Annotated in this window: 12 protein-coding genes and 1 pseudogene; 8 read left to right on the top strand and 5 right to left on the bottom strand. The window is 61.7% G+C overall.

Annotated elements, in window-relative coordinates; translation table 11 throughout:
* Nucleotides 1-25 precede the first annotated feature (25 nt).
* The 3 genes and pseudogenes from RHP74_RS09590 to RHP74_RS09580 form a co-directional block, all read right to left on the bottom strand.
* Nucleotides 26-360: pseudogene (locus RHP74_RS09590) on the bottom strand (cation transporting ATPase C-terminal domain-containing protein); the annotation flags it as partial.
* A 378-nt stretch (nucleotides 361-738) separates the two neighbouring features.
* Entirely contained in the window at nucleotides 739-2,076 is a 1,338-nt protein-coding gene (locus tag RHP74_RS09585; RefSeq protein ID WP_311099093.1) for a SidA/IucD/PvdA family monooxygenase, read from the bottom strand.
* 122 nt (nucleotides 2,077-2,198) lie between these two features.
* Complete coding sequence (locus tag RHP74_RS09580; RefSeq protein WP_042932216.1) at nucleotides 2,199-2,681, bottom strand: sigma-70 family RNA polymerase sigma factor; 483 nt, start codon at nucleotides 2,679-2,681, stop codon at nucleotides 2,199-2,201.
* A gap of 321 nt (nucleotides 2,682-3,002) precedes the next feature.
* On the opposite strand from RHP74_RS09580, the gene RHP74_RS09575 reads away from it, so the two are divergent.
* Genes RHP74_RS09575 through RHP74_RS09565 form a run of 3 tightly spaced genes read left to right on the top strand, consistent with a single transcriptional unit; the run spans nucleotide 3,003 to nucleotide 7,551 of the window.
* Nucleotides 3,003-4,175, top strand: a complete 1,173-nt coding sequence (locus RHP74_RS09575) for an efflux RND transporter periplasmic adaptor subunit (RefSeq protein ID WP_010458456.1) — start codon at nucleotides 3,003-3,005, stop codon at nucleotides 4,173-4,175.
* On the top strand, nucleotides 4,176-6,149 hold the full coding sequence (locus RHP74_RS09570) for a MacB family efflux pump subunit (protein WP_169857413.1): 1,974 nt from the start codon (nucleotides 4,176-4,178) through the stop codon (nucleotides 6,147-6,149).
* A 7-nt stretch (nucleotides 6,150-6,156) separates the two neighbouring features.
* Nucleotides 6,157-7,551, top strand: a complete 1,395-nt coding sequence (locus RHP74_RS09565) for an efflux transporter outer membrane subunit (protein WP_311099090.1) — start codon at nucleotides 6,157-6,159, stop codon at nucleotides 7,549-7,551.
* A gap of 113 nt (nucleotides 7,552-7,664) precedes the next feature.
* On the opposite strand, the gene RHP74_RS09560 is transcribed toward RHP74_RS09565, so the two are convergent.
* A complete protein-coding gene (locus RHP74_RS09560) occupies nucleotides 7,665-9,293 on the bottom strand; it encodes a PvdJ/PvdD/PvdP-like protein (RefSeq protein ID WP_311099088.1) in 1,629 nt (542 codons plus the stop codon).
* Between the two features lie 242 nt (nucleotides 9,294-9,535).
* Here RHP74_RS09560 and pvdM point away from each other — a divergent pair, with 242 nt between their 5' ends.
* From pvdM to RHP74_RS09535, 5 genes are all read left to right on the top strand, one after another.
* Nucleotides 9,536-10,885 carry a pyoverdine-tailoring dipeptidase-like protein PvdM gene (pvdM, locus tag RHP74_RS09555; RefSeq protein WP_311099086.1) on the top strand — a complete coding sequence of 450 codons (1,350 nt, stop codon included), beginning with the start codon at nucleotides 9,536-9,538 and terminating at the stop codon, nucleotides 10,883-10,885.
* A gap of 30 nt (nucleotides 10,886-10,915) precedes the next feature.
* The gene (locus RHP74_RS09550; protein ID WP_311099085.1) at nucleotides 10,916-12,196 is read left to right on the top strand and encodes an aminotransferase class V-fold PLP-dependent enzyme; all 1,281 of its coding nucleotides are present in this window, start codon (nucleotides 10,916-10,918) and stop codon (nucleotides 12,194-12,196) included.
* A gap of 136 nt (nucleotides 12,197-12,332) precedes the next feature.
* Nucleotides 12,333-13,211 (top strand): formylglycine-generating enzyme family protein, encoded by an 879-nt coding sequence (locus RHP74_RS09545; protein WP_077748900.1) that lies wholly within the window; start codon nucleotides 12,333-12,335, stop codon nucleotides 13,209-13,211.
* 234 nt (nucleotides 13,212-13,445) lie between these two features.
* Complete coding sequence (locus tag RHP74_RS09540; protein ID WP_311099082.1) at nucleotides 13,446-15,095, top strand: cyclic peptide export ABC transporter; 1,650 nt, start codon at nucleotides 13,446-13,448, stop codon at nucleotides 15,093-15,095.
* A gap of 260 nt (nucleotides 15,096-15,355) precedes the next feature.
* The gene (locus tag RHP74_RS09535; RefSeq protein ID WP_010458435.1) at nucleotides 15,356-17,821 is read left to right on the top strand and encodes a TonB-dependent siderophore receptor; all 2,466 of its coding nucleotides are present in this window, start codon (nucleotides 15,356-15,358) and stop codon (nucleotides 17,819-17,821) included.
* 258 nt (nucleotides 17,822-18,079) lie between these two features.
* On the opposite strand, the gene RHP74_RS09530 is transcribed toward RHP74_RS09535, so the two are convergent.
* A complete protein-coding gene (locus RHP74_RS09530) occupies nucleotides 18,080-19,036 on the bottom strand; it encodes an alpha/beta hydrolase (RefSeq protein ID WP_154503963.1) in 957 nt (318 codons plus the stop codon).
* Between the last annotated feature and the right edge of the window lie 2 nt (nucleotides 19,037-19,038).

Here is a 19,038-nt window from a genome sequence, read left to right as displayed (position 1 = left end):
CCTAAAAGACCGCAGTTTCCGGCCATTACTGCCATCCAAACCGCCGAATGTAGAAACCCTTCACCGCCTGAGTCAGCCCCATGTACGCCAGCAGAATCAGCGGCAGGAACACGAAATACAGCGACGGCAACGCCTGAAGTTTGAAGTAGTGCGCCAACGGCCCCATCGGCAGGAATATCCCCACGGCCATGATGATCCCGGTCATGACCATCAACGGCATGGCTGCGCGGCTTTGCAGGAACGGGATTTTCGGCGTGCGGATCATGTGCACGATCAAGGTCTGGGTCAGCAGCCCGACCACGAACCAGCCGGACTGAAGAGCGTTTGATGGTCCGGGGTATTGGCGTCGAACACGTACCAGGCCCAGAGCTGGCCGCGATCGGGATTCCCGCTGCTCGCTTATTGGCGAGACAACGGCAACAGGCTGCGCGTTATCTTGCCGGGAAGGTGCCGGTTATCGAAACCGGCCGACTACTGTCACTCGAACAAGTCCCCACTGAGGGTCTCCGCTATTGATGAAAACGCGCGATGCTTACGCCCCGATTTCTGGAGAGTAAACGAAGGAACGGCGGCGGGTGGGGGAATTGCGGGGTTCTTCAGGAAGGGTTCAGCTTTCAATATTTGTGGTGTTCTTCAGGGCCCATCGCGAGCAGGCTCGCTCCCGCATCAGGCCTGCAGACACAGGTCCATTGTGGGAGCGAGCCTGCTCGCGATGACGGGTCAACAGACACAGAAAATTTAACTGGCAGTGGCCAACAACAAATCCACCACCGACCGGCTATGCCCACGGTGCTTGCCATGGTCATACAACGACCCGGCAATCTCATCCGCGCGTATCGGCAGGATCGACAACAGCGTGTCGCTCAAACCGTGGCTCGCCTGGCAGAAGCCCTGCATATAGATGCCGGCCTTGCAGCGCTCGTCGGTGATCAGCTTGTAGTTGCGATCCACCTCGAAATCACCCAGGTATTGCTCCAGCGGCGCCAGCAGTTTGCGGTGCATCTGGCGCTCGTAACCGGTGGCCAATACCACGGCATCGTACAGACGAACCGAGACTTCACCGGTGGCATTGTTGCGCACCGCCAGCTCGATGCCGCGCTCGGTGGCGGTGGCTTTTTCGATGGTGGTCAGCGTACGGAAGGTGTGACGCGCGATACCCGAGACTTTCTGGCGATAGAAGATGCCGTAGATGCGTTCGATCAGGTCAATGTCCACCACCGAATAGTTGGTGTTGTGGTACTCGTTGACCAGACGCTCACGCTCGCTGCTCGCCTGCTGGAACACCAGGTCGGTGAACTCCGGCGAGAACACTTCGTTGACGAACGGGCTGTCATCCGCCGGCTTCAGCGCCGAGCCACGCAGGATCATGTCGACCTGCACCGACGGGAAGCTGTCGTTCAAATCGATGAAGGCTTCCGCCGCGCTCTGGCCGCCGCCGATGATTGCGATGCTAATCGGTTGATTGTTCACGCAAGGCTGTTTGGCCATCTGCGCCAGGTACTGCGAGTGGTGGAACACGCGGCCGTCATCCTTGAGCGCCTTGAACGCTTCGGGAATGCGCGGCGTACCGCCGGCACTGACCACCACCGAACGGGTGGTGCGCACGTGTTGCTGCCCTTGGGTATCGCGAGAGATCACCCGCAGCGCCTCGACCTGCTGGTTGTGCAGCACCGGCTCGATGGTCAGCACTTCTTCGCCATAGCGGCTCTGGGCTTCAAACTGGCCGGCGACCCAGCGCAGGTAGTCGTTGTACTCCATGCGGCAAGGGTAGAAGGTGCCGAGGTTGATGAAGTCCACCAGACGCCCGTGATGCTTAAGGTAGTTAACGAACGAATACGGGCTGGTCGGGTTGCGCAGGGTCACCAGGTCCTTGAGGAAGGAGATCTGCAACTCGCTCTGGGTCACCAGGGTGTTGCCGTGCCAGCGATAGTCCGCCTGCTTGTCGAGAAACAGAACATCCAGCTCGCCCTGGCTCGGCCCGCGCTCTTGCAGAGCGATGGCCAGCGCCAGGTTCGAAGGGCCGAAACCGACGCCGATCAGGTCGTGAACGATGGGCGATGCAATTGCCTGTGTCATTTCCAGTGTCCTCTGGATGAACCCCTCAACAAGGGGAATAAGCCTAAGTGACCTGATGCAGGACAGCAGGTCGTCTGTTGAGTAGGAACGAGGACAATGAAAAAAAATTTAGAGAGAAGGGATCAATGGGCGTCCCACTGTCGCATCCGCACGCGGCAATGCTTCATGGCATTGACGATGTGCTTCTCCACCAGCGCGCGCGAGATACCGAGGTGCTCTGCAATTTCCGGGTGCGACAGGCCGTCGATCTTGCGCAGCAGAAAACTTTCGCGACACAGCCGCGGCAATTCCGCCAGGGCACGCTGGAGCATTTCTAGGCGCTGGCCATGATCGAGGCAGTTGTGCGGGGACGGGGTGAAGTAGCGCTCTTCGTTGTCGAGCACGTCCAGCGATTCAACCTGGCGCAAGGCATTGCGGCGATGATCGTCGATCACCAGGTTCAGCGCGGTGCGATAAAGGAAGGCCCGGGGCTGCTCGATCGGTGTGTCACTGGAACGCTCCAGCACCCGCAGATAAGCGTCATGCACCACATCTTCGGCCACCTGACGGTTGCCTAGCCTGGCGTTCAGGAAACACACCAGCTCGCGATAGTAGTTTTCCAACATGACTCCCGGCCGCACAGGGTGCGGTTTCTATCCTTGAGCCACTTCCGCGACCGCACAAATGGGCAGTGGCAAGATGGTGGCAGTTCGAGTCGCGTAATTTATAGTAATTCTCATATAGATTTAAAGTGTTGCTTTGACTTACCTGATAAATAGTCATGCGCTACACCTGTAACGGTATGTGTCCGCACCTAAATTCCCCGCGACATTCCTCGTTTACAGGACAGCTCCCCGTGTCTGTCGGCTCCCCGACAGCGTTCGCCTGCCGCCGCTTTTCGTGCGCAGGATGAACGACGGGCCGATACCCATTGGCCGGAACCCTGCATGAAACGTCCCCGACAGACCCGACGCGCCCTGCTTGTAGCACTTTGTCTGATCCCCGTTATCGCCATCGCCGCCTGGCAAGTGATCCCCCCGGGCCGGGATAAATTCGCCACCGTGCAAGTCAGTCGTGGCGACATTGAAAGCAGCGTCACCGCGTTGGGCACCCTGCAGCCCCGGCGTTATGTCGACGTGGGTGCGCAGGCGTCCGGGCAGATCCAGAAGATTCATGTGGAGGTCGGCGACGTGGTCAAGGAAGGCCAACTGCTGGTGGAGATCGATCCGTCCACCCAGCAGGCCAAGCTCGACGCCGGCCGGTTCTCCATCGAGAACCTCAAGGCGCAGCTCCAGGAACAACGAGCCCAGCATGAACTGGCCCGGCAGAAATTCCAGCGTCAGCAGAACCTCAAGGCCGGCGGCGCGACCCGCGAGGAAGACGTGCAAACCGCCCAGGCCGAACTGCGTGCCACCCAGGCGCGCATCGACATGTTCCAGGCGCAGATCCGTCAGGCCCAGGCCAGCCTGCGCAGCGATCAGGCCGAACTCGGTTACACGCGGATTTACGCACCGATGGCCGGCACCGTGGTCGCCCTCGACGCCCGGGTCGGCCAGACCCTCAACGCCCAGCAGCAAACACCGTTGATTCTGCGCATCGCCAAGTTGTCGCCCATGACGGTGTGGGCCGAAGTTTCGGAAGCCGACATCGGCCACGTCAAACCCGGCATGACCGCCTGGTTCACCACCCTCAGCAGCGGCAACCGGCGTTGGAGCAGCACCGTGCGGCAGATTCTGCCGGTGCCGCCCAAGCCACTGGACCAGACTAGCCAGGGCGGCGGCAGCCCGGCCAGTTCGAGCAAAAGCGGCAGCGCGCGCGTGGTGCTGTATACGGTATTGCTGGACGTCGATAACGCCGACAACGCGCTGATGGCGGAAATGACCACCCAGGTGTTCTTCGTTTCGGATCAGGCAAAAAACACCCTGACCGCGCCGGTCGCGGCGCTGCAGGCCGGCACTGAAGCGAATAGGCAAATTGCCCAGGTCGTCGCTGAAAACGGCAGTATCCAGCAGCGCGACGTGCGCACCGGCATCAGCGATCGTCTGCGGGTGCAGATCCTCGACGGTTTGCAGGAAGGCGATCACCTGCTGATCGGCACGGCCGACGGGAGTGGCGGCTGAATGCAGACGCCTCTGATCGACCTGCAGGACATCCGCAAAGCCTACGGCGGCGGCGATTCACCGCAAGTTCACGTGTTGCGCGGCATCGACCTGTCGATTCATGCCGGGGAATTCGTGGCGATTGTCGGCGCGTCCGGCTCCGGCAAATCGACGCTGATGAACATCCTCGGTTGCCTCGACCGCCCGACCTCGGGCGAATACCGGTTCGCCGGGCAAAACGTCGCCGCCCTCGACAGCGACGAGCTGGCTTGGCTGCGCCGCGAAGCCTTTGGCTTTGTGTTCCAGGGTTATCACCTGATCCCGTCCGGCTCGGCCCAGGAAAACGTCGAGATGCCGGCCATCTACGCAGGCCTGCCCGCCGCCGAACGCCATGCCCGCGCCGCCGCCCTGCTCGACCGCCTCGGCCTGGCGTCGCGCACCGGCAACCGCCCGCACCAGCTCTCCGGCGGCCAGCAACAACGGGTGTCGATTGCCCGCGCCTTGATGAACGGCGGCCACATCATCCTCGCCGACGAACCCACCGGCGCCCTCGACAGCCACAGCGGCGCCGAGGTCATGACCCTGCTCGACGAACTGGCGAGCCAGGGCCACGTGGTCATCCTCATCACCCACGACCGCGAAGTCGCGGCCCGGGCCAAGCGCATCATCGAAATCCGCGACGGGCTGATCATCAGCGACAGCGCGGTGGACAACCCTCAAGCACAAACCTCGGCCAACCCCGGTGCGCTGCAAGCGGTGGATCTGCGCAAGCGCCTGACCGAAGGCGCCGAAGCGACCGGGGCCTGGAAAGGCGAACTGATCGACGCCGTACAAGCGGCGTGGCGGGTGATGTGGATCAACCGCTTTCGCACCGCGCTGACGCTGCTCGGCATCATCATCGGCGTGGCGTCGGTGGTGGTCATGCTGGCCGTCGGCGAAGGCAGCAAACGCCAGGTCATGGCGCAAATGGGCGCCTTCGGCTCAAACATCATTTACCTCAGTGGCTCATCACCCAACCCGCGAACGCCGCGGGGTATCGTCACCCTCGATGACGTCGCGGCGGTGGGAAGCCTGCCGCAGGTGACGCGGATCATGCCGGTCAACGGCCAGGAGGCCGGGGTGCGTTTCGGCAACCTCGACCACTTGAGCTACGTCGGCGGCAACGACACCAATTTCCCGGCCATCTTCAACTGGCCGGTGGTGCAAGGCAGCTATTTCACCCAGGACGATGAACGTAACGCCGCCGCGGTGGCAGTGATTGGCCACAAGGTGCGGACCAAGTTGCTCAAGGACGTGGCCAACCCGATCGGCCAGTACATCCTGATCGAAAACGTGCCGTTCCAGGTGGTCGGCGTGCTCGCCGAAAAAGGCGCCAGCTCCGGCGACTCCGACAGCGACGACCGAATCGCCATCCCCTACTCCGCCGCCAGTGTGCGGCTGTTCGGCACGCATAATCCCGAATACGTGGCTATCGCCGCTGCCGACGCACGCAAGGTCAAGGAGACCGAAATCGCCATCGAGCAATTGATGCTGCGCCTGCACAACGGCAAGAAGGATTTCGAACTGACCAACAACGCCGCGATGATCCAGGCCGAAGCGCGCACGCAAAACACCTTGTCATTGATGCTGGGCTCGATTGCCGCCATCTCACTGCTGGTCGGCGGCATCGGGGTGATGAACATCATGCTGATGACCGTGCGCGAGCGCACGCGGGAGATCGGTATCCGCATGGCCACCGGCGCCCGTCAGCGCGACATCCTGCGCCAGTTCCTGACGGAAGCGGTGATGCTTTCGGTGGTCGGCGGTCTCGCCGGGATTGCCCTGGCGCTGATCGTCGGCGGCGTGCTGATCCTCAGCGAAGTCGCGGTCGCATTCTCTTTGATAGCGGTGCTCGGCGCCTTCGCCTGCGCCCTGGTCACCGGTGTTGTCTTCGGCTTCATGCCGGCCCGCAAAGCTGCCCGACTCGACCCGGTCACGGCCCTTACCAGTGAATGATCTCTCCATGAAGCCGCAACTGAGTTTACTGACCCTCTGCCTGTTGCTCGGCGCCTGCGGCACGCACGCCCAGCGCCCGGACAGTGGCCTCCAGCCGCCCGACGCCTGGCAATCGCCGCACACGCAAGACGCCACCCGCAACAACCTGCAATGGTGGACGCAGTTTGGCAGCCCGCAGCTGGATCAACTGATCGAACAGGCGCGGGTCGGCAGTTACGACCTGGCCGCGGCCATCGCGCGGGTGCGCCAGGCGCAGGCCGAGACGGTGGTTGCCGGTGGCTCGCTGCTGCCGGAGGTCAAGGCTGGCCTCAACGCCAATCGGCAAAAACTGCTGCGCGGCAACGGTTACAGCCAGCTCGACGCCGACAGCGAAAACAAGGCCGTCGATTACTTCAACGCCAGCCTCAGCGCCACTTACGAAATCGATTTCTGGGGCGGTCAACGGGCCTCCCGTGACCGCGCGCAATTCGCTTTGCAGGCCAGCGAGTTTGATCAGGCCACCGTGGAATTGACGCTGCTCAGCGGCGTCGCCAACACCTACGCGCAGGCCTTGTCGCTGCGCGAGCAAAGCCGCATCGCCGAGCTGAACCTGGCCAACGCGCAGAACGTATTGAAACTGGTGCAGACGCGATTCGATTCAGGCTCCGCAACGGCACTTGAGCTGGCGCAGCAGAAGAGCCTGGTGGCCGCGCAACAACGGCAGTTGCCGCTGGTGCAGCAACAGGCTCAAGACGCGCTGATCGGTCTGGCCGCCCTGCTCGGCCGGCCGGTTCAGCAACTGGCGCTGGGTCAGGAGCGCTTTGATCAGCTGTCATGGCCGACCATCGCGGCCGGCGCCCCCAGCGAACTGCTCACCCGCCGCCCGGACATCGCCCGCGCCGAAGCGCAACTGGCCGCCGCGCAAGCCGACGTCACCGTCGCCCGCGCGGCGATGCTGCCGAAGGTGACGTTGAGTGCCGAACTGGGGTCGGGGGCGAACCGGGCGGCAGATATTCTGCGCAGTCCTTTCTACAACCTCACCGCCGGATTGCTTGCGCCGATCTTCAACAATGGTCGCTTGGGCGCCGAGCGCGACAAAGCCACGGCCCGCCAGGAAGAACTGCTGGAAACCTATCGCGGGGCGATCATCAACGGCTTCGCCGACGTGGAAAAAGCCCTCAACAGCATTCGCGGGCTGGATGCACAGCGACAGTGGCAAAGCGAGGAACTGAGCCAGGCGCAGACCGCCTTCAATATCGCGCAAAGCCGTTATCAGGCCGGAGCCGAGGATTTGCTGACCGTGCTGGAGACCCAGCGCACGCTGTATGCGGCGCAGGATCTGAATGTGCAGCTGCGGTTGTCGCGGTTGCAGGCGAGTATCGCGCTGTACAAGGCGTTGGGTGGCGGGTGGCAGGTTCTGTGATTTGAGTTGCCAGTGAGGGCCTCTTCGCGGGCAAGCCTCGCTCCTACAAGGGCATTATTTATACCTGTAGGAGCGAGGCTTGCCCGCGAAGAACGATAACCCGGTCTATCGGTTTAGCTGGTAATCGGCCTGGCCTTCAAATGCCGCGCATACCAAGGCCGCTGCGGCACTTTGCGGAACAGGTCCGCCAGCTTTTTATCGTCTTCACCAAAGGTGATGCGCAACGCCAGTTTCATGGTTTCCGGGTCCATCTCGACCGACTTGCCCATCTGCAACCCCGGCGTCGTGCTGCAACCATGGGTGCTCGGCCCCAGCCACGGATCAGCCACCTCGACCCAGCGCCCCGGCGCAAACCACGCCACACCGTTGACCTCCAGCCGACTCACCTCCCCCGGATGAAAACGCTCGTGGGCGCGAAACCAGTCTTCCAGGCGATCGTCGATCCAGCCGTGAAAATGCCAGAACACCGGGTTCACGTGGGATGAAAACGGGTCGCCGAGGAAGTCGTTTTCCGGCGCATACCAGCGCGCGGAAAAGTCCGCCGGATCCCTCGCGAACGGCACCGGCTGGCCATTGGACGGATCACGCGGCACCGACGCCCAGCGCATGTGCAGCCAGTCGTGCAGCCCCAGCTCGACCTCTGAACCGAACTGCCCAAGGGTGAGTTTCGACAGATAACGCGGATCCCGATAGCGCGACTCCCAGACCTGGAAGTTGCTGTGATACGTCTCAGCGGTCTTGATGTCGCTGACCCATTGCGAATACTCGACATCGTCGTCGGCCTGCCAGGTCGGTGGCAATGCGGTGCCGTCATGGTTGTCGCAGTAATTGGCGAAACCGATGCGATCCCGGGCCAGTTCCGGCTGCGGCAGTGGAAAATGCTGCCATGACGGCAAATCCTGCATCGAGCGCGCCGTGCCCAGCATGTGCCGGTGCATGAAGAAGAAGTCCACGCCTGAACCGTTGCGATCCTTTCGCGCGCCACGGGCATCACGCTCCTTGTCCCGCGGGCCGGGCTGCCAGCCGATACCGCGCAGGGCGTTGCGCTTGTCTTCGGAGAGGGTGTGCCACTTGTCCCGGGAGGCATGCCAGAGCTGGTGAAACAGCCGATGTTCGGCGGACACCAGCCACGCCAGCAGCGGCGCGTTGAGACCGGTTCGCTCGCGAGCTTCGGGAAACACGCGCTTGACCGCGATGAAGCGATTGTCTTGCGCGGTCATCATCAACGGGCGATCGAGGTTCAACACCCGGCCACTGAGGGTGCCGCTGCCTGCGTTGCCGAAACCGGCCCAGACTTCGTCCAGCGACATGCTGAATTCGTAATCTGGCGTGCCGCTGGCGGCGGTGGCACTGACCAGCCGCCAGCTCAGCTCGGCCGGTTTGGCTTCTGCCAGATCGCCCAGCACCCGGTAGCGCGGCTCATCGCTGGAGCGTAAACGCTGGGCGGTGTCGAGGAATCCGATCAGGCCGCGACCTTTGTGGCCGACGTCGAGAAACACTTCCAGCCCGTCCCGTGGCAAGCCTTCGATACCGGCGTCACGCCCTTCGAAACGAATCTGCCAGACGCCACGCAAGGTGTTCGCCAACTGCTGGCCGGCGACATCCGCCACATCGAATGAAGCTTCGCCGGGGGTGATCGTCGGATCCGGTTTCGTCCATTCGCGATGCCCATAAAAAGCCGCAGGCACGGCGGCGCCGGTGAGCGCCAGGCCTGCCATGAACCATCGTCGAGAAATCGTCATTGCCCTACCTGTGTCAGCCATGAAGCAGGCTTTATCCAAGCTAGAACGTTTGTTGCCTGCAAAAATTTAAAAGCTTCGCGGGCGAGCCTCGCTCCTACAGGTCCTGCATTAACCCGTAGGAGCGAGGCTTGCCCGCGAAGAGGCCATCAGTCCCACTAAATTTCCAACCGGACCACTCGTTCTTCCCAGATAGCAAAGGCCCCTGCGCCCGCACCGGGGCGACGAACCTGACTGAGATGGCAATGACAAAACCACGTTCGAAAAAGGCTCTCTACATCGGCCTGCCGCTGGCCCTGGCGATCAGTGCCGGGGCAGGCTATGCGGCCTGGGATTACTGGTTCAAGGACAATCCAGGCTACCCGGCCAAGGTGATGAAACAGGCCGATGAGTTGCAAGAGCGCATCCTCTCGTTCGACAGCCACGTCACCATACCGCTGGACTTCGGCACCGCCGGCAATGAAGCGGACAAGGACGGCACCGGGCAATTCGACCTGGTCAAGACCGGCCGCGGTCGCTTGTCCGGCGCGGCCCTGACGATTTTCGGCTGGCCGGAAATCTGGAACGGCGCCAACGCCCCGCATCGCCCCACCGCCGGCTTCGTCGACGAAGCCCGGTTCGAGCAGGAAACCCGCTACAAAATCATCAGCACGATGGTTCGCGACTTCCCCAACCAGGTTGCCATTGCCTACACCCCGGACGATTTCCGTCGCCTGCACGGCGAAGGCAAGTTCGCGATCTTCATGAGCATGCTCAACGCCTACCCGCTGGGCAACGACCTGACCGCGCTGGACACGTGGGCCGCTCGTGGCATGCGCATGTTCGGTTTCAGTTACGTGGGCAACAACGCCTGGGCGGATTCGTCCCGACCGCTGCCGTTCTTCAATGATTCGCGCGACGCCCTTGGGGGCCTGTCGGAGATCGGCAAACAAGCGGTGCATCGTCTCAACGATCTGGGCGTGATCATCGACGTGTCGCAGATGTCGACCAAAGCCCTGGAGCAAGTCGCCCAGTTGAGCCGCACGCCGATGGTCGCCTCGCACTCGGCACCGCGCGCCCTGGTGGACATCCCGCGCAACCTCAGCGACCAGGAAATGCAGCTGATCAAGAACAGCGGCGGCGTGGTGCAGATTGTCGGCTTCCCGACCTACATCCGTCCGCTGAGCCAGGCCACCCAAGACAAACTCAACGCCCTTCGCGCACGCTTCGACCTGCAACCGCTGCAAGGCCTGGAGATGGCGCTGATGCCGGGCGACCCGGTGATCACCGTCTGGTCCGAACAACGTTTCGGCGAGTACGCCAGCCAGCTCTACGCCATCGTCGACGAAGAACCGAAAGCCACCCTCAAGGACTACGGCGACGCGATTGATTACGCGGTGAAAAAAATCGGTATCGACCACGTCGGCATCAGTTCCGATTTCAACGACGGCGGCGGTCTGGAGGGCTGGAAGGATGTCAGCGAAACTCGCAACGTGACGGCCGAGCTGATCAGTCGCGGCTACAGCGAGGCCGATATCGCCAAGCTTTGGGGCGGGAATTTCCTGCGGGTCTGGGACCAGGTGCAGAAGTCGTCCAGACCGGTGGCAAAAAACTGATGTCCTCTTTTGCAAAAGCGAACCGAGCTCATGACTAACCGCCGTTCATTTCTCAAGCAGGCCGGTATTCTCGCGGCTGGCCTGCCCCTGAGTGCTGCCGTGAATCTGCCGGCACTGGCTGCCAATCCACCGCCGCTGCCCAAGGACAAATGGGCGCAATTGCGTTCATTGTTCGACCAGGATCCGGACTACCTGCACTTCGCCAATTTCCTGGTGACGTCCCACCCACGGCCGGTGCGTGAGGCGATTGAACGCCACCGCGCCAACCTCGACCGCAACCCGGGGCTGGCAATGGATTGGGACCTGGGCGAAACCGAAAAACGCGAGCACACGGTGCGCGTCTGGGCCGGTCATTACCTCAAGGCCAAGCCTGAGCAAATCGCACTGACCGGCAGCACCACAGAAGGTCTGTCGCTGATCTACGGCGGCATCCATGTGCGCCCGGATCAGGAAATCCTCACCAGCGAGCACGAACACTACGCCACCAATTACGCTCTGGGCTATCGCCAGCAAAAGGACGGGGTCAAGGTGCGCAAGCTCAAGCTGTTCGAGAACAGCCACAACGTTTCAGCGGATGAGGTGCTGGGTTCGATTGCCAAAGGCATTCGCCCTGAGACCCGCGTGCTGGGAATGACCTGGGTGCAGTCCGGCAGCGGCGTGAAGCTGCCGATTGGTGAGATCGGCAAGCTGGTGGCGGAGCGCAATCGCAATCGTGAGGAAAAGGACCGCATCCTGTATGTGGTCGATGGCGTGCACGGTTTCGGCGTCGAAGAGCTCGACTTCCCAGACATGCACTGCGACTTTTTCATCGCCGGCACCCACAAATGGATGTTCGGCCCGCGCGGCACCGGGATCATCTGCGCCCGTTCAGCGGAGCTCAAGGATGTGACGCCGACGATTCCGACCTTCTCCGAAGCGACCACGTTCTCGACCATCATGACCCCCGGCGGTTATCACAGCTTCGAACATCGCTGGGCCCTGGACGAGGCGTTCAAGCTGCACCTGGAACTGGGCAAGGCCGAGGTCCAGGCGCGCATTCACGCCCTCAATACCTATGCGAAAAACCGGCTGTTGGAACACCCGCAGATTGAATTGGTCACGCCCAGGAGCCCGGACCTGTCGGCCGGGTTCACCTTCTTCCGGGTCAAGGACCGCGACTGCGAAAAAATCGCCGTCCAGTTGATGGAAAACCGCGTGGTTTGCGACTCGGTGGACCGCGACGTCGGCCCGGTGATCCGCATCGCACCCGGCCTGCTCAACACCGAAAACCAAATCGACCGCGTCATGGCCTTGCTGAGCAAAACCGTCTGATGCGGCCCCTTGTGGCGAGGGAGCTTGCTCCCGCTGGACTGCGCAGCAGTCCCTTTCTGTGGGGCCGCTTCGCTGCCCAGCGGGAGCAAGCGCCCTCGCCACAGAGACGCCAGTTTTCTTTAAATCGAGACGACAAATGAACCGAGATCTATTAACCGTGCCTCTCAAGGCCCTCGCCTTGTCCGCCCTCCTCGCCGGTCTGCTGCCAACCACCGCCCAGGCGGCCACCACCCCGCAACCCGGCAAAGTATTCAAGGACTGCCGCGATTGCCCGGAAATGGTCGTGCTGCCTGCCGGTACGTTCACCATGGGCACGCCGGACGATGAAGTCGGTCGCGAGCCCGACGAAAGCCCGATGCACGAGGTGACCTTCGCCAAACCCTTCGCCATGAGCCGCTTCCAGGTCACCGCCGGTGAATGGGACAGCTACGTGCGCGAGAGTGGCGTGACCATCGCCAATGGCGATACCCGACCGGGTCGCGAGTGCGTCGCCAGCAAACCGCGTTACCCGCAAGGCCCGCGTCAGCCGGCGGTGTGCATGAATTTCGATGACGTGAAGAACTACGTCGCCTGGCTCTCGAAGAAGACCGGGCAGAAGTACCACATGGTCAGCGAAGCTCAACGCGAATACGCCGCGCGCGGCGGCACCAAGGGTCCGTTCCCCTTCCCGTTCGATGAAGGCAAGGAATACAGCATCAGCCAACACGCCAACACCTACGGCCCGGCGGACGGTTACAGCTACAGCTCGCCGGTCGGCAGCTATGCACCGAATGCGTTCGGCCTGTACGACATGCACGGCAATGTCTACGAATGGGTCGAAGACTGCGAACACCCCAACTACGTCGGCGCGCCCACCGATGGCAGTGCCTGGGTAGAACCCAACTGCGAAGCGGTCCGCATTCGCGGCAACGACTGGGGTGAAGCGCCAGTGTTCTCCCGCTCCGGCAACCGCAACAGCCAGTACCCGCAAGAGCGTGGCGACTGGATAGGTTTCCGTATCGTGCGTGATCTCTAAACCATAATCCCGATCCTGTGGGAGCGAGCCTGCTCGCGAAGGCTGTTTAACAGTCGACATGGATGTCGGCTGACTCACCGCTTTCGCGAGCAGGCTCGCTCCCACAAGGTTTAGTGTGGTGTCAGGTATTTTCGCTATGCCCGGCGAACGCCGCCAGTCGGCGACCCTGTAAATTAACCCCTCGATCAGACGTTCTACTGGGTATCTGCCTTTATACCCAAGGAACTGTCTTCCATGACCCAGCCTCCCCGTGGCGCCATCGGCGAGTTGTTCGCCCTGTTGAAACCGTTTCGACTCATCGTCGCCGCGTCCATTTTCCTGGGCATGGTCGGCGGCTTGAGTGTCACGGTACTGCTGGCGACCATCAACAACGCCCTGCATTCGGACACCGGCCTGACCCAAGGCGTAGTCGCCTTGTTTGCCGGCCTGTGCCTGCTGGCGCTGCTGAGCTCGATCTGCTCGGACATCGGCACCAACTACGTCGGCCAGCACATCATTGCCAGGCTGCGCAAACAGCTCGGTGAAAAAGTCCTGTCGGCCCCCATCGAGCAGATCGAACGCTATCGCAGCCACCGCTTGATTCCGGTCCTGACCCACGACGTCGATACCATCAGCGACTTCGCCTTCGCCTTCGCCCCCCTGGCGATTTCCCTCACCGTGACCCTCGGTTGCATGGGTTACCTGGCCATCCTGTCGTGGCCGATGTTCCTGATCATGGTCGCCGCGATCCTGATCGGCACCGCGATCCAGGCTTATGCCCAGAGCAAGGGTGTGCAGGGTTTCATGGCCGCCCGTGACGCTGAAGACGAGCTGCAAAAGCACTACAACGCGATTGCCGATGGCGCCAAGGAACTACGAATCCACCGTCCGCGTCGCCAACGCATGTTCGCGTCGGGGATCAAGGCGACAGCCGATTTCATCTGCAAGACCCAGGTGCGCTCGGTCAACACCTTCGTGATCGCCAAGACCTTCGGCTCGATGCTGTTCTTCGTGGTCATCGGCCTGGTGCTGGCGCTGCAATCCTTCTGGCCAAACGCCGACAAGACCGTGATGAGCGGCTTCGTGCTGGTGCTGTTGTATATGAAAGGCCCGCTGGAGCATTTGATCAGCACGTTGCCGATTGTCAGCCGTGCGCAGATCGCCTTCCGCCGGATCGCCGAGTTGTCCGAGCAGTTTTCCACCCCTGAGCCGCACTTGCTGCTCAGCGATCAGGGCAACGTCAAGCAAGCCGTGCACGAACTGAAACTGGCCGATGTGCGTTTCGCCTTCCCGGCTGTCGAAGGCGCTGCACCCTTCCAGTTGGGCCCGGTCAACCTGACGATCAAGCAAGGCGACATCACGTTTATTGTCGGTGAGAACGGTTGCGGCAAGACCACGCTGATCAAGTTACTGCTGGGTTTGTACACGCCGCAACAGGGCGAGATCCGGGTCAACGGCGAGGCGATTGATGCGCAAAATCGTGATGACTATCGCCAGTTGTTCACCACGATCTTCGCTGATTATTACCTGTTCGATGACGTGGTCCAGGGCGACACGCACATCCCCGAAGACGCCAACAAATACCTGCAACGCCTGGAAATCGCGCACAAGGTCAGCGTCAAGGACGGCAATTTCACCACCACCGACCTTTCCACCGGCCAGCGCAAGCGCCTGGCGCTGGTCAATGCCTGGCTCGAAGAACGCCCGGTGTTGGTGTTCGATGAATGGGCGGCCGACCAGGACCCGACCTTCCGCCGGATTTTCTACACCGAGCTGCTGCCGGACCTCAAGCGCCTGGGCAAAACCATCATCGTGATCTCCCACGATGACCGTTACTTCGACGTGGCCGACCAGTTGGTGCGCATGGAGAGCGGCCGGGTCGTCACCGAGCTGGCACCGGCCTGACCCTGCGGGAGCGAGCCTGCTCGCGATAGCGGTGGATCAGTCACCTTCAATGGTGAATGAAATACCCCCATCGCGAGCAGGCTCGCCCCCACCGTTGTTTCTCTTAACTGGCCGACATTTGGGCGCCCCCCTCGCCACGGTTTCTTCTTTCTGAAAATTAATTGACGTCTTTCTTTCCGGTTTTTGCTTCGCGCCGCGTCTAATAATCATTCTTATTAACAAAAACTCTGCACCCCACTTTTCAGGAGCTCAGGTAAGTAATGCGACCTCTACCACGCCGCACACCTCTCGCGCTGGCCGTACAGCGCCCGACATTGCATCGCACCCTGTTTACCAGCGTGCTGCTGACCGCCACCTTGCTGGGGAGCTCGATGGCCAATGCTGCACCTGTAAAAGTGAACATTGCCGTCCAGCCGCTTTCCAACGCGCTGACCGAGCTGGGCATGCAGACCAACCTGCAGATCCTCTACAGCCCGGATCAGGTGGCGGGTATCAAGTCCCGTGCAGTGTCAGGTTCGCTGGAGCCGTCCGAAGCCCTGAGCGCCCTGCTCAAAGGCACCGGCATTTCGTTCCAGATCAACGGCAACAGCGTCACGCTGGTCTCCGGCGGCGGTTCGGGCCTGCAACTGGGCGCGACCACGATTTCCGGCCAGGCCCTGGGCCTGACCACTGAAGACACCGGCTCCTACACCACTGGCGCCACCACCACCGCGACCAAGCTGCCGCTGACCCTTCGCGAAACACCGCAATCGGTAACCGTGGTCACCCGCCAGCAGATGGACGATCGCGGCGTCACCAGCGTTGCCGACGCACTGCGCAACACCCCCGGCATCACGTCGCAGAAGTACGACAGTGACCGTACCGAGTTTTCCGCCCGTGGCCAGGCCATCACCAACTTCCAGTACGATGGCGTCAACACCATCTACGACGGTGTGTACGGTGAAAACCCGAACAACAGTGACGACTCGGCCAGCCTCGACCACATCGAAGTCATCAAAGGCGCTACCGGCCTGATGACCGGCACCGGCGATCCGTCCGCCACGGTCAACCTGATCCGCAAGAAGCCGACCAAGGAATTCAAGGCCTCGGTCAGCGCCACCGCCGGCCGCTGGGACAAGTACCGTGCTGAAGGTGATATTTCCGGTTCGCTGACTGATTCCGGCAACGTCCGCGGTCGCTTCGTCACCACATACCAGGACGCCAACTCCTACCTGGATCACTACAGCCAGAAGAAAGACCTGTTTTACGGCGTACTCGAAGCCGACCTTACCGACGACACCCTGCTGACCTTCGGCATCGACAAATCCAGCGCCACCCCGCGCGGTTCGTCGTGGACCGGTAACCCGACATATTTCGCCGATGGCGGCCGTACCGAGTTCCCGCGTCACTTCAACCCGGCGGCCGACTGGAGCCGTCGTGATTTCGACAGCACCACCTACTTTGCATCGCTGGAGCAAGCGCTGGCCAATGACTGGAAACTCAAAGTCAGCCTGGACCAGAAAACCACCGACCATGACACCCAACTGGCCTCGGCCAGCGGTGGCAACCCGGACCGCGCCACCGGTGAAGGCATGTTCCTTTACTGGGGTCGCTGGGAAGGTCATCGCGTTCAGAACACCGCTGACGTGAACGTCTCCGGCCCCTTCAGCCTGGGCGGTCGCGAGCACGAACTGGTCGCCGGTGTCATGGCGTCCCACTCGCGCCAGACCGGTTCGACTTACGACACCAGTGCGTTCTCCCAAGTGCCCGGCAGCATCTATGACTGGAACGGCGAACTGCCGAAACAGGAATTCCCGAAGAACGGCAAATACGAACGTACCCAGAGCCAGAACGGCGTTTACCTGGCCACGCGCCTGCGCCCGACCGATGACCTGTCGTTCATCCTCGGCACCCGCCTGAGCACCTTCAAGTACAACGAAGACTACAACTACAACCCGGGCGCCAACCAGACCGACACCCACGCCAGCTACAAGGAACACGGCGTCGTCACCCCGTATGCCGGTGTGGTTTACGACCTCAACGACACGTACTCCGCGTACGCCAGCTACACCAATATCTACCAGCCGCAAATCTACAAGGACGCCAACGGCTCGACCCTGCAGCCGGTTGAAGGCAACGCCTACGAGACCGGTCTGAAAGCGGCCTACTTCGAAGGCAAGCTGAACGCCAGCCTGGCCTTCTTCCGCATCGAACAGGACAACGTCGCTGAATCGATCGGCACCAACCCGGTCACCAACGAAGGTATCTACAAAGCCATCGACGGCGCGACCACCAAAGGTGTGGAACTGGAACTGGCCGGTGAACTGGCCGAGGGCTGGAACCTGTCCGCGGGCTACACCTACGCCCGGACCCGTGACCAGGACGAGCAACGGATCTTCGGCTACCCGCTGTCCACCACCCGTCCTGAACACGTTGTGCGTACCTTCACCACCTACCGTCTGCCGGGCGTGATGAACCAGTTCACCGTCGGTGGCGGCGTGAGCTGGCAGAGCGCGTTCTACGGCAAGATCTACAGCGCCAGCGCGGGCGACTACACCCAGATCAAGCAAGGTGGCTACACCCTCGTGGACCTGATGACCCGTTACCAGTACGACGACCACCTGAGCTTCACCGTCAATGCCAACAACGTATTCGACAAGAACTACCTGACGGGCCTGGGCAACTTCGACACCACGTTCTACGGCGAGCCGCGTAACGTGCAGGTCACCGCGAAGTATGATTTCTGAGTCGTGAGCTGAAATGAAAAATGCCCGTGTCGTCAGATGCGGGCATTTTTTTTGGCCAGGGATTTTGTGGTGAATGGGAGTCCGCCTTCGCGGGCAAGCCTCGCTCCTACAGGTTGGCACCATGCCACAACTCGACGCCAACCTGTAGGAGCGAGGCTTGCCCGCGAAGGCAATTGTCGCCCCACCAGAAATCCCCTGAACCGGACACAAAAAAACCGCCACCCCTGATCCAGGCATGGCGGTTTTTTTCATGGCAATTCAGATCCGCGAACGCACCCACCCCGCCACTTCCGAGTGAATCCCTTCCACTTCCCCCAGCAACCCCGCCATGCGCATGAAGTCATGGGTCATCCCCGGCTGTTCCAGCAACGTCGCTTCATTCCCCGCCGCACGCAACCGCTCGGCATACGCCAGCCCTTCATCATGCAGCGGATCGTGCCCGGCCAAGTACACCAGCGCCGGTGCCAAGCCTGATAAATCCGCCGCCAGCAACGGCGAGCAACGCCAATCCGCCAGGTCATCCGGCGTGCGCCCGTAATGCGCATAGAACCAGTCCAGCGTCGGCGTCTCCAGCAAATAGCCCTCGGCAAAATCCCGGTGCGAGGCGCGTTTCGTCGTCGCATCCGTCACCGGATACAGCAACACCTGGGCCTTGGGTTTCAACGCCAGTTCCTCAGGTTCACGCACTGCCATGATCGACAACACCGTGGCCAATGTCGCGCCCACGCTGTCACCGACCAGCGCCACCCGGTTCGCATCCAGCCCACGCGCAGCGCCCTCGCGCACCAGCCAGTTGCCCGCATCGCAAGCGTCCTGCACCGGCGTCGGGAAACGCCATTGCGGCGCCAGTCGGTAATCCACGGTCAACAACGCAAACCCGCCTTGCGAGGCCAGTCGCCGGCACAGCGCATCATGGGAATCGAGGCTGCCGACCACATAGCCGCCGCCATGAAAATACAGCAACACCGGCTGCAAGCCGTCGACCGCTTGCCCATCGCGATACACCCTTGCCGACAGACTGTGGCCATCCCGCGCGGCAATGGTGAAGTCCTCGCAGGCCACGCTGTCCAGCGGCACATCGAGAAACCCCGAGGAGGCTTCAAAATCAATCCGTGCCTGTTGCGGAGTCTGTTCATGCATCGCGCGACTTTTACCGGTCATCCGGCCCAACTCGGCGAGTTCGAGAAATGCTTCAAGTTCTGGCAATACGGCCATGG

Source organism: Pseudomonas sp. SG20052 (genome assembly GCF_031766055.1).
GTDB lineage: Bacteria > Pseudomonadota > Gammaproteobacteria > Pseudomonadales > Pseudomonadaceae > Aquipseudomonas > Aquipseudomonas mandelii.
This window is presented reverse-complemented; position numbering and strand designations above follow the sequence as displayed.

What these genes read in the sequence shown, in the direction of transcription:
- RHP74_RS09580 (WP_042932216.1), bottom strand. Translation starts at nt 2,681, where the DNA reads ATGTTGGAAAACTACTATCGCGAGCTGGTGTGTTTCCTGAACGCCAGG.
- pvdM (WP_311099086.1), top strand. Translation starts at nt 9,536, where the DNA reads ATGACAAAACCACGTTCGAAAAAGGCTCTCTACATCGGCCTGCCGCTG.
- RHP74_RS09545 (WP_077748900.1), top strand. Translation starts at nt 12,333, where the DNA reads ATGAACCGAGATCTATTAACCGTGCCTCTCAAGGCCCTCGCCTTGTCC.
- RHP74_RS09530 (WP_154503963.1), bottom strand. Translation starts at nt 19,036, where the DNA reads ATGGCCGTATTGCCAGAACTTGAAGCATTTCTCGAACTCGCCGAGTTG.
- RHP74_RS09585 (WP_311099093.1), bottom strand. Translation starts at nt 2,076, where the DNA reads ATGACACAGGCAATTGCATCGCCCATCGTTCACGACCTGATCGGCGTC.
- RHP74_RS09550 (WP_311099085.1), top strand. Translation starts at nt 10,916, where the DNA reads ATGACTAACCGCCGTTCATTTCTCAAGCAGGCCGGTATTCTCGCGGCT.
- RHP74_RS09540 (WP_311099082.1), top strand. Translation starts at nt 13,446, where the DNA reads ATGACCCAGCCTCCCCGTGGCGCCATCGGCGAGTTGTTCGCCCTGTTG.
- RHP74_RS09570 (WP_169857413.1), top strand. Translation starts at nt 4,176, where the DNA reads ATGCAGACGCCTCTGATCGACCTGCAGGACATCCGCAAAGCCTACGGC.
- RHP74_RS09575 (WP_010458456.1), top strand. Translation starts at nt 3,003, where the DNA reads ATGAAACGTCCCCGACAGACCCGACGCGCCCTGCTTGTAGCACTTTGT.
- RHP74_RS09560 (WP_311099088.1), bottom strand. Translation starts at nt 9,293, where the DNA reads ATGACGATTTCTCGACGATGGTTCATGGCAGGCCTGGCGCTCACCGGC.
- RHP74_RS09565 (WP_311099090.1), top strand. Translation starts at nt 6,157, where the DNA reads ATGAAGCCGCAACTGAGTTTACTGACCCTCTGCCTGTTGCTCGGCGCC.
- RHP74_RS09535 (WP_010458435.1), top strand. Translation starts at nt 15,356, where the DNA reads ATGCGACCTCTACCACGCCGCACACCTCTCGCGCTGGCCGTACAGCGC.